The sequence below is a fragment of the Providencia sp. 21OH12SH02B-Prov genome (genome assembly GCF_027362595.1).
GTDB lineage: Bacteria > Pseudomonadota > Gammaproteobacteria > Enterobacterales > Enterobacteriaceae > Providencia > Providencia zhejiangensis.
The window spans coordinates 437,222-453,055 of record NZ_CP114796.1 but is presented as its reverse complement, the minus strand read 5'-3'; the positions used below and the strand labels follow the sequence as shown (position 1 = coordinate 453,055).

Here is a 15,834-nt window from a genome sequence, read left to right as displayed (position 1 = left end):
TGTGTTCCTCATTGTATATTCAATTATTATCAGGAAGTTTTATCGTCCCCCTGTGATATGGATCATATTATGCACTTTAAATCGTAATGAAAATTAGCTAATTTTGCTGTTATTATTCAAAAAATTTGAATCAAAACCAATCTTTAGGTTACAAATTTATGACTTTAATGTGTCATTTTTTATATATAATTTAATAAGTTATATTTCCACTGATCAGCGAGATTTTTAGTTTATACCCAAATTATTTCCCCTTAAATTTCAGCACAGAAAGGCAAAAATAAGGCGCTAGGATCTAATGACCACACAGAAAAATTGGTATATTTACCTAATAAGAGAGAAAAATAACAGATTGTATTGTGGGATTACAACAGACATTCAACGCCGTTTTACTCAGCATCAAGAAGGAAAAGGTGCAAAAGCATTGAAAGGAAAAATGCCACTGACTCTTGTTTTTCATTGTTTAGTGGGGGATCGCTCAGCAGCATCAAAATTGGAATTTCAGGTCAAAAAACTCAGTAAAAAGGCAAAAGAAAGGCTGATCCTTGATCAGCCAGACAATATTATAAATTACTTAGTGAATCACAGTGCATCAAAATGAGCAGAATAAGTCACGCGCCCTGTATGATCACTTAAGGTGCCATTTTCTAATCCACAGATCATAAAATGGTCTTGTAACTCAGGCCATTGGCTTACAATATTGTGCTGTGATGCGGGTTCAAAACCAAAACGACGATAATAGTTGCTATCCCCTACCACCACCACAGCACCGTAACCAAACTCATTTAAGCTATCGAGACCTTCGTAAATCAATTGGCTACCAATACCTTGGTTTTGATATTGTTGACTGACAGCAATAGGCGCAAGGCCAACCCATTGCACATCTTCATTATTGACATCTACAGGCGTAAAACCTACATAACCAATCACTTCGCCGTCATCATTGGTTGCAACAACACCTAATGTTAATAAACCGTCTTCACGTAGTTTATGCACTAATTCTGCTTCAGCTTGCGTGGGGAATGTCTCACGCAATAATTTATCGATGCCTATTGCATCAACCGGTATTTCAACTCGAATTAACATGGGGATGCCACCGAGTTTTTATGCTCAGTGTCCTCGTCTTGTTGAGCGGTTTTGATAAAATCCGCCAGCTGTAACAATGTAAAACGCAATGGTGTTGGCATATTCTCTAATTCAAAAGCATCCATCAGGTTTTTCACGTACAAGCCTAATTCTGTATCGCCTTCAATCACTAAGCGGCGTTGGAAAAACAACGTATCGGGATCCTCTTTACGAGCCGCGATAAGGATCAGGTCATTCGCTTTACCGCTTACGCTAACATCGGCTTGTTCCTGAGCACTCGCGACTAACACACCATTTTGTAAGCTAATAAACCAGACTAAGTTAAGGTCACTGACTTCAACTCTTAGCCATTTACCCTCAAGGAAATCCAGCTCACCTTCTTTGACCGATTCACGGAATTGCCAGCTAAGTAGCTGCTCAAGCACCTGACGCTGCACAGCAAATGGGGTCACTTTTAAAGGAAACTTCAGTAGTGAAGGCCCTTTTAAGATAAGTTGAGAACGAATTTTTCCTAACACAGCTCTGACTCCCTATATCAATTGACTGCCTATTAAATACAACACAGCACCCGCTATGGCTTATGGCTAGCAAATCAGTGTGATAACAGACATATATATCGACATACTCAATAATAGAATATTCATATAATGCCAAAGAAAATAAGCACTCATTTGATCCTATATCAAGGTTTGCTCTTCTCGCCAGTATTTATTTTTTATTCTGCCAGAAATATCATGAATACTCTGTCTACTCGCCTATTTGCCAGTAAATCCACCTAACTAAAACGCATCAGTTTTTTGATATTGGAGTGTTAACATCAAAATAACGATGCAAATTCAACAGGTAAACAACCAATTCACTGCCTTAAATCAAAATCTGTCTCGACCGAGTTGACTAGAATGCTAAGTTGTCGAAATTTTACACTGGAATAGACACCATGGAATTACTCTGCCCTGCGGGCAACCTACCAGCTCTCAAAGCGGCTGTCGATAATGGTGCCGATGCGGTTTATATCGGCTTGAAAAATGATACCAACGCACGCCATTTTGCAGGCCTGAATTTTACTGAAAAAAAATTACGTGAAGCAGAACGCTATATACATAATCACAAGCGCAAACTGCATATTGCAATTAATACCTTTGCTCATCCCGATGGTTTTCAACGCTGGAGAGACTCTGTCGACCTTGCAGCATCTTTGGGCGCAGATGCATTAATTCTTGCTGATTTAGCCATGCTTGAATATGCCGCGAATAAGTATCCACATATTGAGCGACATGTGTCTGTGCAAGCTTCAGCGACAAATACCGAAGCGATTCGCTTTTATGCACGTAATTTTGATGTTCATCGTATCGTATTGCCGCGCGTACTCTCTATCCATCAAGTCAAGCAACTCGCCAAAACTAGCCCTGTTCCCTTAGAAGTCTTTGCTTTTGGTAGCCTATGCATCATGGCAGAAGGACGCTGTTATCTCTCATCTTATCTCACCGGCGAATCCCCCAATACGGTTGGTGCTTGCTCGCCTGCACGATTTGTTCGTTGGCAGCAAACGCCACAAGGCATGGAATCACGTTTAAATGAAGTCCTGATCGACCGCTATCAAGGCAATGAAAATGCTGGTTATCCGACACTATGCAAAGGACGCTATTTGGTTGATGACCATCAATACCATGTACTGGAGGAGCCTACCAGCCTTAACACCATAGAACTACTGCCAGATTTGATGGCCGCAAATATTGCATCGGTCAAAATTGAAGGTCGCCAACGCAGCCCAGCCTATGTGACCGACGTCACTCGTATCTGGCGCAAAGCCATCGACAAATACAATGCAAATCCAAAACAATTTATTGCGGACCCACAATGGTTGAAAGTTTTGGGAGAACTGTCTGAAGGTAGCCAAACAACCCTTGGCGCTTACCATCGTAAATGGCAATAATAAGGAATACGTCATGAAATATGCATTAGGATCAGTTCTTTATTACTGGCCAAAACAGCAACTTGAAGCGTTTTATCAGCAGGCTATGCAAAGTGAAGCTGATATTATTTATCTCGGTGAGACCGTCTGTAGTAAGCGTCGTGAAATGAAACCAGCTGACTGGATTGATTTGGCTAAGGCACTGTCTGCTAGCGGAAAACAGATTATTTTAAGTACCCTCGCACTATTACAAGCCCCTTCTGAACTTAAAGAGATCAGTAAATTAGTCGATAATGGCGAATTCCTCGTGGAAGCACACGACTTTGGGGTGATTAATATGTTAATTGAGCGCAACCTGCCTTTTGTCGCCGGTCATGGTTTGAATTGTTATAACGCTCAAACGCTTAATATCCTACTCCGACAAGGTATGCAACGCTGGTGTATGCCTGTCGAATTGTCTCGTGATTGGCTAGTCAATTTACTCAATCAATGTGACGAGCTAGGAATACGTGACAAATTCGAAGTTGAAGTGATGAGTTATGGACACCTACCTCTCGCCTATTCGGCCCGCTGCTTTACCGCGCGCTCAGAAAATCGTGCAAAAGATGAGTGTGAAACTTGCTGTATCAACTATCCACAAGGCCGAAAAGTTTTTTCTCAAGAACAGCAACAGGTTTTCACGCTCAATGGATTGCAGACACAAAGTGGCTATTGCTACAACTTAGGCAATGAACAGCTATCCATGATGGATTTAGTGGATATTGTACGTATTTCTCCTGAAAGTCATGATTCTCTAAAAATACTGTCACAATTTAAAGCCAACCAAACAGGCCTAGCACCACTAACGATTACAGACAGGAGTTGTAATGGCTATTGGCGACAAGTTGCAGGTTTAGAGATGGTTGATTAGAGGTTAGCCATACATCCATGAGCGAAACACTCTGATTGCTTTTTTATGTCGATGGGATATCGGCTGCCTTTATTCGTACTCGTACAGATAGTCTCCCAAATAATTCGCAGCGTATCTCGGCGGCAAGTCAACGAATCACTTGGAGTGATAGAAAATGATATGGCTAACGCAAATGTGCATCGCCAATACTGCTGCGATTAGCAATATGACGGGGTAGTAGTTTCAGTGATATGCGGTGATATCAGCAAGTCATCACTTATCCCAACGTGACATGTACACAACCATTGAAGCCACCACAAGCCACTTTGTGGCCTTCCAGTGTTACGGCGATCCCGTTAATTTTCATTAAACTGTCGCCCTCGGCAATAGTGCCTATTTTTTTACCCGATGGGCCATCAACCAAGTCGCCTGTATGGGCGACTCCTTAAGTTTGAATTGATGTATTTTATAGAAATTCATGAACGATGAAATGATTGAGTATGACTCTTTTATGGGGAGATAGAGTTCGCGCTTGATCACTATCACCATGCGAGAAATGAGATCAATTCGCGGTTCATAGGTCCCTTTCACAAATAAGCTGCATTAATTCATAATATAATGAGGAATAAATCGAGATGTGTCTTTGGTTATTAACGAACCATCTTCTCGGATAGCAATGCCAGCAGGTTCATCACCAATCACCCAGCTTCCTATTAAGGTATAATCGGAACCAAATTTAGGCAATAATGCACTGGCCTGATAAATACGGGGTTCATGAGCATATTCACCAAATTCTTCTGTAATAATCTCTTGTTCGCTATTCATGAATAATGAAACATTCGCACCTTCGCGTGAGAATAACGGTTTGGTTGTAAAACCTTGCCAATGACTCCCCATATCCTGTTTAAGTTTTCCAACAATATTAATTTGCTCATCGGCAAAATAAGCAGGTAACAAATTAGGATGGTTAGGGAAATAACGCCATAACAAAGGTAATAGCCCTTTATTACTTAAAATTGATTTCCATAACGGTTCCAACCATTCGGTCCGTTGGCTACGCAATATCGGGCCATAATCATCTTGGAACATCCACTCATAGGGGTATAATTTAAAACCTTGATGAATAATCTGATCTTGTAAATCCGTAAAAACCCCACCGAGGCCTAACCCGATATCTTCCATGTAAATAAATTGCGTTTGTAATCCCGCTTGGCGAGCACAGTCTTCCAAATATAAAACAGTTCCGCGATCTTCTATCGAGTCTTCGCAACAGCAAAAATAAAAAGGGTGCTCGTTACGCCATAATAAAAAACGCTGAATCAGTTTTTCCTGAATCGAATTAAACTGGTCGGCATTAGCTGGAATTAAACCTCTTGCTGTCATATCAGACAGCCACTGCCATTGAAAGAATGCGGATTCGTAGAGTGATGTCGGAGTATCTGCATTATATTCAAGTAATTTTGCTGTCTGATATCCATTCCATGAGAAATCCATTCTTCCATATAATGACGCTTTATTCTTTCGCCAACTATTTGCAATCGCATCCCAATATAATTCAGGGATTGCAAGTTCTTCTAAGATAGCCTCATCGTTAATAGCAAGATCAACAACCTCTAAACACATCTGATGTAATTCTTCGGTGGGATCTTCAATACCATTTTCAATTTGCTCTAAGGTAAAACAATAGGCGTGTGATTCATCCCAATAAATTTCATCATCAATAATATGAAAATCAAAACCATAATCTTGAGCTATTTTATCTAAATTCTCACGCGGCTTTAATGGTATTCGCAACATACTCAGCCACCTTTACGACTGGATTTATGTCCGAAGCCGCCTCGTGAAGTCGTTTTAGTCGAGTTATTACTGTATTTAGCGGGTTTCAACTTATTTGAACCATCGGAAACCCATTTATCCGATGAACCAGGCTCATAATAAACATTCGGTTCACTTTTAGAACGATAAAATGGTCTAGCCCTTGAGTAATAATGCAATCCTGAATGCGCAGACGTTGAAGAACGACTCACTTCACTGGGATAATTATCAACCGAAAAGCCTGCTAGTGTAGGCGCATAAGCCTCACGCTCTTGGGCATCACAATACTCATTGTCATGGTTTTGGGATAAGCACTCCAAATTTTCATACAGAGTCAATTTGCGATTTATTAATGTGCAATTGCCTTGCCCATAAATAGATTCACAGCTATTTAGTTGATTATAGTAAGCCATGTGCTGAATTAATTGTTGCTGAGCTTCTTCTTGTTTTTGCGTACAAAAAGATCGGCTATACCCCGCTAATACACAATCATCGCTATTTTTAAAGATCGTCACCGTAGAGGTTGGAGATTCTTTGCTACAACTACGTATACCAAAAATAACAGCCCCTCCCATAATGGCTAGCGTCAGTATGCTAGGGCCTTTACGTACTTCTTTTTTTACGGTACCAATTCGTTTTAATTGAGCGTTAGCATGGGGTTGATGACTTTTATGTTTCTTTATTTTATTTTTCTTACTCATAGAACATCTTTATTTGTTAATAGCTCATACTAACGGCATTCAAAATACCAAACCCAAGTGATGTACCTCCTAAAAATAGCCCAGCAGAAATATTATTCTGTTCTATTTTCTCGCTGATCTTTGGCATATATATTTTGGTTGCGCCGAGAACAAGTAATTGAACAAATAATGCAATAACGCCCCAAATAATACAGTCGAGAAGACTAATAGAGTGAGAGATAGCACTCGATAGTGGAGTGATATAACCTAGCATAGCACCAATAAATGCAAGCCCAGCAGCGGTATTATTCTGTTTGATTAATACCCACTCATTATGACGCGATATCCGTGTATAAATAAAAAGAAACACAAGCACCATGACAGTACCTATCGCAAAATAACTCATAAACGAAAGTAACGCAGAAAGGATAGTCGAAAAGTCCATAGAGATTTATTCCTTTAAAAAAGGAATAAATGTAACTTAAGCTTTTTTTAAAATAAAGCATTTATAAAGAATTAAATTAACTTAATTTTAAAGTTCAGGCTATTAATATCTTATAATGCGTAAAACTATTTATTCATAATTGGGATTATCTAATAATGACTTAAAAACTCACCGTCATATTAGAATGAAGGCCGGTTATTTATCTCAACATCGCAATGACTTTCAATCTTTATCAGGCCTTCTATTCATGAGACATCTTAAACAACATTATGAATCATGACGCTGCTTCCGCCAACGATGCATAATATGGGAAATATGACGTAATTCACCGTCACGTAGCATACCAATAAACACACCAATCACAGTATAAATGACCCCAAGAACCAGCATCATCACAATATCCATCAATACGCCACTAAACGGTAGACCCATTTGGTTGATCCCCGCCATGGCACTGGTTGCCCATGTTGATGGTAATGCTGACGCGATCATGCGTACCCACTCAGGCATTGCTTGCAATGGCCATATCGTTCCTGACATATAGAAAACCGGTGTGGTAATAAACGCTAAGGTTAAATAAATCATCTCAACACTACGTAAACATTCAGTCACTAACTTACCTAACCCAATTACTGCCAATAAGAAAGGAAAAGTCAGCATCCATAATTGATACAGTGGTGCTTCTTGGCGATAACCTAGGATCCATGGCCACAAAGCAAAAAAGACGGTGGATAAAAATAACCAAATTGGGATCAATGCAGATAATGCCCCTAAATATACTGCTAATGGCGGTTTACCTTTTGGCGTGCCACGAATAGCAATACTCACGCGAACACAGGCAATAAGCAGTGAATGCTGTAACAACATGACGAGCAAACCGGGAAACACAATGGCGGCAAAGCTGACACCTGGATTATACAAAGGCTCCGTTAAGCTACGGATTGGAGTAATAATGACTTTAGCTTGCTCTTTGCTATAACCAGAATTAATTAATAATTGTGTGTTATAGCTATTTAATAATGTTTGATAAGCACTGACTAATTCTTGTTGGATCTGGCCGCTCGCCAAACGGTTGGTCGCGTCACCATAAACAGGGATCGTAATAGTTTTACCATTCAATAAAAACTTTTCAAAATCGGTTGGAATGATAATGATAGCGAACAGTTGCCGACCGATCATATCCTTGCGAGCTTGATCTAAACTATCATAACTGTGCAGTTTCACTTTCGGAGCAGCATCTAAGTCACGGATAAGTGCTCGACTTGCCACACTATGATCTTGGTCGATCACTGCAACAGGTAAATCCCATAACACCGGCTTCGCATAAACTAAACTCATCACACACAACGAGACGATCAATAATAACCACATTGGCTTATCTAACATGCCAATCAGTACTTTACGGAAGGTTGCAAAATACATCTGCATTAGAGCTCCCCTCCTTGTGCCGCAATTCTTTTCGGCAAGCGTTTACGGATCAAAAATGCCGTTACGATGGGATAAATCAGTAAGAACAAACAGACTTCGACAATACGTTTAAATGAAATTTCACGTAAGAAAATATCAAACATCGCGTTGAGTGTGTGGGTTAATGGCTCAATATTCGAAATAATTTGTGCGGGCAAAATCATGGATAATTCAGGTACTGCCATTCCCGAGAAGGCTAATGCAATACTCACTAGCATCCCAATAAGGCTATAAGCCATAATTGCACTAGACGTGAAACTAAATAGCAATAGCCCAATACTTTGTGCCGCTATCACATAGAAGAAGCCAACCATTATCATATAGAGGGGATTTCCCACCACCTTAGCGTCAAAGATACTCACCAATGCCGCAAGTTCAACCACTAATAATGTGGTAAAAAATAATGTATAAGGGGCCATTTTTCCGAGCACGGCCATACCAAATGGCTTCACACTCTGTAATATTGAGCTACGCGATAAAGTATAAATCGTACACGTCACCACGAACAATTGCAGCATATGAATAGTTGCTGCGAACTGCTGGTAATAGATATAGCTGCCGCTGGGGTTAAATAAACTGTCGTAAGAAAGAGTCACTTGTGCTAATGGGGGTAAGGCTTTTCCCATTGAACTCGCCAGTTGAGTACGGTACTTGGCATTCAGCTCAGCCACCAGTCCACTGAAATCTTGGATCGCATAACTTCCCGACGCATAAAACAACGCATTGTAGTACATGCGTATTTCAGGTTGGCGCCCCCGTAATACATCCGCTTCAAAATTGGTAGGAATATATAAAAGCGCATAATCTTGCGCACTAGCTAAGCGTTTTATTGAGCTGTTAAGGTTGTTATCAATCGCTTTTACATCTGCATGGGGGCCTGCATTCAGATCCCGAATAATCTGCCTAGACGCTGGGCTTCGGTCATTATCAACGACGGATACCGGCAGATCCATCAGTGTTCCTTCTGAGAAGTTAGCGCTTATTAACGTAAATAACATTAACGGAAACAGCCAACTTAACCAGTGAAAAACAGGGCTGCGGATAGCGGCTTGTGTTTCTCGACTGAATGCATGTTCAAAACCATGCCAAGCGAATTTTAATCTCATAACAGCGCCTTTTATTTATCCCAGCGCCATAACACGCTCATACCCGGTCTTAAGCCATCAACCGGTTCTAATGGATACAAACGAACTTCAAAGGTTTTCAAATCGAAATCCCCTGTCGCACGTGTTGCCCTTTTTGTTGCGTAATCCCCTTTTGGTGCGATATAACGAACCTCTGCTTCAATTTTTTTATCGCCTAAAGCGGGAACATCAAGTTGAATCTTGTCACCTTTTTTAATATCAACAAGGATATCTTCACGCAGGTTATAAATGAAATAAGCCTGTGGGATGCGGACCATGGTCATTAATGGGCTACCTGCATTAAAAATTTCACCAATTTCCGCGGGTATAGGCCCTATTTCGCCATCAACGGGAGCTTTCACTTGTAAGTCATCTAACTGCACTTGCAGCTCAGCCAGTTTCTGTTCAGCTTCACTCAGTTGTGCCGCATATTTTTGACGTAATTCAATACGGTCACCATTTTTGGCTTCTTCAAGCTGCGCCTTTGCGCCTTGTACTTGCTGGAAAGCCACCTCTTTTGCTTTACGTGCATTATCTAACTCATTAGCAGAAACGTAGCCTTTAGCAGACAAGTTATTTAAGCGAGTATATTCACGTGTCGCATTTTGATACTGTGAGTTAGCTTGTGCCAATGACGCTTGTAAATTACGAATTGTTTCTTCACGTGTTCCATTAATTGATTGAGCTAATTGCGCTTTCGCTTGGTCTCTCGCGGCTTTTAAAGCTGCGTATTGTGCCGTTAGTTCAGGGCTCTCTAATGTTAATAACAATTGCCCTTTTTGAACGTCATCCCCGCGTTCCACATGGCGTTCAATAACACGACCTTTCGCCTTAGAGGTCACCATAACCTCTGGCGCATCGACTTCACCTTGCAATAATAAGAATTGATTGTGGGAATGGAAAAGTGCCGCCGCCGCTATCAAAATCAGCATCAACAAAATCAGTGCTATTGTTCTTTTTTTCATTATTAGTAAAACCCTAAATAATCACGGAGGAAACTATAATCATCAAATTATCGCAATAATTGCCGATACAGCGTTAATAAATTTGTGCGCAAGGTCACAAACAAGAGGGGGGAGATATAATATTGAAGCGACTTTCCCCTTATGTCAAATAAAGATAGCTAACTTTGACTAAATCGCTATTATTAAATCAGCAGCTTACGCTAAAATTGCGCGGCTAAAATGCCAAAATTGGAACCCTTTATGTACGAATTTGATCTCATTTTGCTGCTATTACAACAGATGTGCGTTTATTTAGTCATTGCATGGGCATTGAGTAAAACGCCTCTTGTTATCCCTCTATTAAAAGTCACTATCCGCCTGCCGCATAAGGTCATGTGCTACCTTATTTTCTCTGTTTTTTGTGTGATGGGAACTTATTTTGGCTTACATATCAATGACTCTATCGCCAATACACGTGCGATTGGTTCCGTGCTTGGAGGGCTACTGGGTGGGCCAGCGGTTGGCTTTGCAGTGGGATTCACTGGAGGATTACACCGTTATTCACTCGGCGGTATGACCGCATTTAGTTGTATGGTTTCTACTATCGCCGAAGGATTGATTGGCGGTTTAGTGCATCGTTATTACATGAAACGAGGCCAAATCGATAAAATTTTTAACCCAATTACCGCCAGTTATGTCACCTTTGTCGCTGAAATTATCCAAATGCTCATTATTCTATTACTGGCACGTCCTTTCGATGAAGCATTAGAACTGGTGAAAAATATTGCAGCGCCCATGGTGATTGCCAACACGATTGGTGCCGCTATGTTTATTCGTATTTTGCTCGATCGCCGAGCGATTGTTGAAAAATACACGACGGCCTTTTCGGCTCAAGCCTTGAAAATCGCATTATGTACAGATGGTATTTTACGCAAAGGGTTCAATACTGATAACAGTATGAAAGTAGCCAAGATCATCTATCAAGAATTAGAGATTGGTGCCGTCGCCATCACGGATAGAGAAAAGATTTTAGCCTTTATTGGTATCGGAGCCGATCACCACTGCCCAGGCACACCGATAGCTTCCGAGCAATCGCGGCGAGCGATCGATAATAATGAAGTCGTCTATGCTGATGGTAATGAAACCCCATATAAATGCTCTTTAAGCCCAACTTGTAAACTCGGCTCCGCGTTGGTTATCCCCCTTCGTGGGGAGAATGAGCGAGTTATCGGCACGATTAAACTCTATGAAGCTAAAAATCGTTTATTCAGCTCAATTAACCGCACTCTCGGTGAAGGCATCGCGAGCTTATTTTCAGCACAGATTCTCGCTGGACAATATGAGCGTAATAAACAATCACTGCTACAGTCGGAAGTAAAGCTACTTCACGCGCAAGTGAATCCTCACTTTTTATTTAACGTACTTAATACACTACAAGCTGTTATACGCCGAGACAGTCGGCAAGCTGGACAATTAGTCCAATACCTCTCAACGTTCTTTCGCAATAACCTCAAACGCCCTGAACAAAATGCGACACTCGGTGAAGAATTAGAGCATGTGAATGCTTACTTACAAATAGAAAAAGCCCGCTTCTGTGAAAATTTACAAATAGCGCTCGATATTCCAGACACATTAAAACAGGTGCAATTACCGGCATTCTCGCTGCAACCTATCGTCGAAAATGCAATTAAACATGGCACCTCACAGTTATTAGATACTGGATATATTACAATAAGAAGCTATATACGCTGTGAACAGGTTTATATTGAAATAGAAGATAATGCAGGCCTCTATCAGCCCACAGCACAAAACGATGGCCTAGGAATGAGTTTAGTTGATAAACGCCTACGTCTAAAATATGGCGAGCAATATGGCGTTAGCGTGGAGTATGAACCAGAACAATTTACGCGAGTGCAATTACGGCTTCCCTACATGTTAAAGCAATAAAATGATTAAATTTATATGAATGTATTGATTGTTGATGATGAACCACTTGCACGGGAAAACTTACGTTGTTTATTAGAAGAGCATGATGATATTGAGATCATGGATGAGTGTGCTAACGCTATTGAAGCGATAAGTGTTATTCATAAAAAGAAGCCCGATGTCGTCTTTCTTGATATCCAAATGCCTCGTATCACAGGCCTTGAGATGGTTCGCATGCTTGACCCTGAGGATAGGCCGTATATCGTCTTTTTAACGGCCTTTAATCAGTTTGCTATACAAGCTTTTGAAGAACATGCCTTTGATTATTTATTAAAGCCATTAGAAAGCGAAAGGCTGAATAAAACCCTGAATCGACTACGTCAAGGTAAGCAGAAGCAAGACCTTGACGTTCTTAGCGATCATGAACCTCTAAAGTTTATTCCATGTACAGGACATAGCCGTATTTGGCTGATGAAATTAGATGAAGTTCAATATGTCACTTCACGCATGAGTGGCGTTTATGTGATGAGCACCCAAGGACAAGAAGGCTTTACTGAACTCACCTTAAGAACCTTAGAATTACGCACACCATTAGTTCGTTGTCATCGTCAATATTTAGTCAACATGACGCAGTTAAGTGAAATTTTGTTTGGTGATAATGGTCAAGCAGAGCTAGTCTTAAGCTCAGGGGAGCACATTCCTGTAAGCCGCCGCTATTTAAAGCCGTTAAAAGAAGCACTTGGATTAATTTAATGACTTTAAATGATACCAATTGCAGCTAGGCTGATTAATGCGAGTAAGCCTAGCCATTAACGCTGTAACCTGAAATATGACGAATATATAGGGAGATCACACATGGCTGACTTCTACTTACAGCTTCGAACCAACTCAATGACCTTAAAAAACTTAGAGACTCATGAGGAATACACCGCTGAAGGGGAATTCTCATCGTCTCGGTTAATTATTGGGGATTTCTACGTTGCACAAAGCCTTCTAGTACAACTTATTGATGCCATGAAACTCAATGTTCGGCTTCCTTTAACGACTCATCACCGTATTGTGATACAGGCCTTAGAAAAAAATGAAGGTGGACTCAGTCCCGTTGAAGTCAGGCTATTAGAAGAAATTACGGTTGCAGCGTTTAATCATAAACTCAAAAAAGTGATTGTCAGCCATGACGAGTTACCCATGCCACAAAGGCAAGCGGAAGAGTTATTAGAAAACAACTAGTAGTAAAACCTATTGTTATCCACTTACTGCGTATATCCGATAAGCACCAAAGTAGCCATCCACAAGGAAGAGTGACCGCTTGGCTGTGTCTTAATCCGCAACACAATATAGAAAGCGATTGTTGCGACGATAGATTGAAATAATAAAAAAACCCGCAATCCAATGGAAAGCGGGTTTTTAGATCTTACCGATAACGTTTTACACTAAGAACTCGGTAAATGCGTGACTAATTACGCATTATGGCTAGCGCTACGACGACGCGGTGCGGCGGTATTGTGGTCTTCATTGCGACCACGTGGACCGTTGCTATTACCGCGATCACGGTTACCACCACGGCGGTTACCCCCCGCATTATCACGATCACCACCACGGCGGTTTCCACCATCACGATCGTGACGACGACCCGCACCGAAACCACCTTCATTGCCACCATCACGACGTGGACCACCACGACGCTCACGGCGCTCAAATGGTTGTGCATCACCAATCAATTGCATTTGTGTTGGTTTATTCAGAATGCGCGCACGGCTTAAATGCGTTAATACGTCAGTCGGCATGCCTTTTGGTAATTCAATCGTCGAGTGAGTCCCGTACAACTTGATATTACCGATATAACGGCTGCTGATATCGGCTTCGTTAGCAATCGCACCAACGATGTGACGAACTTCCACACCATCATCGCGACCCACTTCGATACGATACATTTCCATATCACCAACATCACGGCGTTCACGACGACCGCCGCGATCACCACGTTCTGCACGCTCGAAACCATTACCATTACGGTCACGACGACGGTCATCACGGTCATTGAATTCACGACGTGGACGACGTGGTGCATCAGGTGGCAGGATCAGCGCACGCTCACCTTGTGCCATTTTCAGCAGTGCTGCTGCTAATGTTTCCATATCAACATCTTCTGACGGTGACAGTTTTTTCAGCAGTGCACGGTATTGATCTAAGTCGCTGCTTTCAAATTGCTGTTGAATTTTCTCAGCAAATTTCGCCTGACGACGTTCACTCAGCAATTGAGAATCTGGCAGCTCAACTTCTGGGATCGTCAGTTTCATCGTACGTTCAACGTTACGCAGCAAGCGGCGTTCACGGTTCTCAACGAACAGTAATGCGCGACCAGCACGGCCTGCACGACCTGTACGACCGATACGGTGAACATAAGATTCTGCATCCATAGGGATGTCGTAGTTAACAACTAAACTAATACGATCAACGTCAAGGCCACGCGCCGCAACATCTGTTGCGATCAGAATATCTAAACGGCCGTCTTTTAAACGTTCCAGAGTCTGCTCACGCAGTGCTTGGTTCATATCACCATTCAGTGCCGCACTGTTATAGCCATTACGCTCAAGGGCTTCAGCCACTTCTAGCGTTGCGTTCTTAGTACGAACAAAGATGATTGCCGCATCAAAGTCTTCTGCTTCCAAGAAACGAACCAACGCTTCATTTTTACGCATACCGTAAACAGTCCAATAGCTTTGAGCAATATCTGGACGTGTTGTAATACTAGCCTGAATGCGAATTTCTTTAGGCTCTTTCATGAAACGACGTGTAATACGACGAATCGGTTCTGGCATCGTTGCAGAGAACAGTGCTGTTTGATGTTCTGCTGGGATTTGGCTCATGATGTTTTCTACATCTTCAATAAAGCCCATACGCAGCATTTCATCAGCTTCATCCAATACTAAACCTTTCAGTTTAGACAGGTCTAACGTACCACGCTTCAGGTGGTCAAGTAGACGACCTGGTGTACCAACAACCACTTGTGGTCCTTGGCGTAGAGCACGCAACTGAACGTCATAACGTTGACCGCCATACAGGGCAACAACGTTAACGCGGCTCATGTGTTTAGAAAAATCGCTCATCGCTTCAGCAACCTGTACCGCCAACTCACGCGTTGGTGCTAGGACTAAAATTTGCGGAGCTTTTAAATCAGGGTCGATGTTATGGAGCAGTGGCAGACTGAATGCAGCGGTTTTACCACTACCCGTCTGAGCCATACCCAGCACATCATTACCATCCATCAACAATGGGATACATTGTTTTTGGATTGGCGAAGGTTTTTCATATCCCAGGTCGTTTAGTGCAGTCAAAATAGACGCTGATAAACCTAAATCAGCGAAAGAGATATCAGTCTCGGTGGTCATGTAAAGGTGCCTCATACTTAATGGCGGCCAGTTTACATAACCGTGCGAAATTCATTTCGGTCATTTTCATTTAAAATGTGAACTGGCTCAAATTGTGTTATTAAACGAACAAATAGGCCGTCACCCCGAAGGATGATGACTCAAAAAATAATCATGA

The 15,834-nt window shown here is 41.6% G+C and carries 15 protein-coding genes and 1 pseudogene; 6 read left to right on the top strand and 10 right to left on the bottom strand.

Going from position 1 to position 15,834, the window contains the following annotated elements; all coding sequences use genetic code 11:
* Nucleotides 1–295 precede the first annotated feature (295 nt).
* Nucleotides 296–598, top strand: coding sequence for a GIY-YIG nuclease family protein (locus O7C57_RS02170; RefSeq protein ID WP_154622828.1), 303 nt, complete (start codon nt 296–298; stop codon nt 596–598).
* Here O7C57_RS02170 and O7C57_RS02165 read toward each other — a convergent pair.
* Nucleotides 580–1,083 carry a GNAT family N-acetyltransferase gene (locus tag O7C57_RS02165; RefSeq protein ID WP_154622829.1) on the bottom strand — a complete coding sequence of 168 codons (504 nt, stop codon included), beginning with the start codon at nt 1,081–1,083 and terminating at the stop codon, nt 580–582. The two genes, O7C57_RS02170 and O7C57_RS02165, sit on opposite strands and share 19 nt — an antisense overlap.
* The gene (gene ubiT, locus O7C57_RS02160; RefSeq protein ID WP_163863186.1) at nt 1,077–1,601 is read right to left on the bottom strand and encodes a ubiquinone anaerobic biosynthesis accessory factor UbiT; all 525 of its coding nucleotides are present in this window, start codon (nt 1,599–1,601) and stop codon (nt 1,077–1,079) included. The genes O7C57_RS02165 and ubiT overlap by 7 nt, the downstream gene beginning before the upstream one ends.
* A 419-nt stretch (nt 1,602–2,020) precedes the next feature.
* Here ubiT and ubiU point away from each other — a divergent pair, with 419 nt between their 5' ends.
* Together ubiU and O7C57_RS02150 are read left to right on the top strand one after the other, a co-directional pair.
* Nucleotides 2,021–3,016 (top strand): ubiquinone anaerobic biosynthesis protein UbiU, encoded by a 996-nt coding sequence (gene ubiU / locus O7C57_RS02155; protein WP_154622830.1) that lies wholly within the window; start codon nt 2,021–2,023, stop codon nt 3,014–3,016.
* Nucleotides 3,017–3,029: 13 nt separating this feature from the next.
* Nucleotides 3,030–3,905, top strand: coding sequence for a U32 family peptidase (locus O7C57_RS02150; protein ID WP_154622831.1), 876 nt, complete (start codon nt 3,030–3,032; stop codon nt 3,903–3,905).
* Nucleotides 3,906–4,161: 256 nt separating this feature from the next.
* On the opposite strand, the pseudogene O7C57_RS02145 reads toward O7C57_RS02150, so the two are convergent.
* The 7 genes and pseudogenes from O7C57_RS02145 to O7C57_RS02115 form a co-directional block, all read right to left on the bottom strand.
* Nucleotides 4,162–4,329 (bottom strand): annotated as a pseudogene (locus O7C57_RS02145) (PAAR domain-containing protein); the annotation flags it as partial.
* Nucleotides 4,330–4,487: 158 nt separating this feature from the next.
* Nucleotides 4,488–5,681, bottom strand: a complete 1,194-nt coding sequence (locus tag O7C57_RS02140; RefSeq protein ID WP_163863188.1) for a glutathionylspermidine synthase family protein — start codon at nt 5,679–5,681, stop codon at nt 4,488–4,490.
* 2 nt (nt 5,682–5,683) lie between these two features.
* Complete coding sequence (locus O7C57_RS02135; protein WP_196713707.1) at nt 5,684–6,400, bottom strand: DUF1190 domain-containing protein; 717 nt, start codon at nt 6,398–6,400, stop codon at nt 5,684–5,686.
* Between the two features lie 16 nt (nt 6,401–6,416).
* Complete coding sequence (locus O7C57_RS02130) at nt 6,417–6,824, bottom strand: DUF350 domain-containing protein (RefSeq protein ID WP_196713708.1); 408 nt, start codon at nt 6,822–6,824, stop codon at nt 6,417–6,419.
* 267 nt (nt 6,825–7,091) lie between these two features.
* Nucleotides 7,092–8,252 (bottom strand): ABC transporter permease, encoded by a 1,161-nt coding sequence (locus O7C57_RS02125; RefSeq protein ID WP_154622836.1) that lies wholly within the window; start codon nt 8,250–8,252, stop codon nt 7,092–7,094.
* Nucleotides 8,252–9,397, bottom strand: a complete 1,146-nt coding sequence (locus tag O7C57_RS02120) for an ABC transporter permease (protein WP_154622837.1) — start codon at nt 9,395–9,397, stop codon at nt 8,252–8,254. Before O7C57_RS02120 ends, O7C57_RS02125 begins: the two co-directional genes overlap by 1 nt.
* Before the next feature lie 11 nt (nt 9,398–9,408).
* Nucleotides 9,409–10,380, bottom strand: a complete 972-nt coding sequence (locus tag O7C57_RS02115; protein ID WP_154622838.1) for an HlyD family secretion protein — start codon at nt 10,378–10,380, stop codon at nt 9,409–9,411.
* A gap of 240 nt (nt 10,381–10,620) precedes the next feature.
* On the opposite strand from O7C57_RS02115, the gene O7C57_RS02110 reads away from it, so the two are divergent.
* The 3 genes from O7C57_RS02110 (at nt 10,621) to O7C57_RS02100 (ending at nt 13,515) form a co-directional block, all read left to right on the top strand.
* A complete protein-coding gene (locus O7C57_RS02110; RefSeq protein WP_269723542.1) occupies nt 10,621–12,306 on the top strand; it encodes a sensor histidine kinase in 1,686 nt (561 codons plus the stop codon).
* A 15-nt stretch (nt 12,307–12,321) separates the two neighbouring features.
* Nucleotides 12,322–13,038: a two-component system response regulator BtsR gene (gene btsR, locus O7C57_RS02105; protein ID WP_154622840.1), complete on the top strand. Its 717-nt coding sequence runs from the start codon at nt 12,322–12,324 to the stop codon at nt 13,036–13,038.
* A 102-nt stretch (nt 13,039–13,140) separates the two neighbouring features.
* The gene (locus O7C57_RS02100; protein WP_154622841.1) at nt 13,141–13,515 is read left to right on the top strand and encodes a YjaA family stress response protein; all 375 of its coding nucleotides are present in this window, start codon (nt 13,141–13,143) and stop codon (nt 13,513–13,515) included.
* A gap of 230 nt (nt 13,516–13,745) precedes the next feature.
* Here O7C57_RS02100 and O7C57_RS02095 read toward each other — a convergent pair whose 3' ends face one another.
* Nucleotides 13,746–15,677 carry a DEAD/DEAH family ATP-dependent RNA helicase gene (locus O7C57_RS02095; protein WP_154622842.1) on the bottom strand — a complete coding sequence of 644 codons (1,932 nt, stop codon included), beginning with the start codon at nt 15,675–15,677 and terminating at the stop codon, nt 13,746–13,748.
* Nucleotides 15,678–15,834 lie beyond the last annotated feature (157 nt).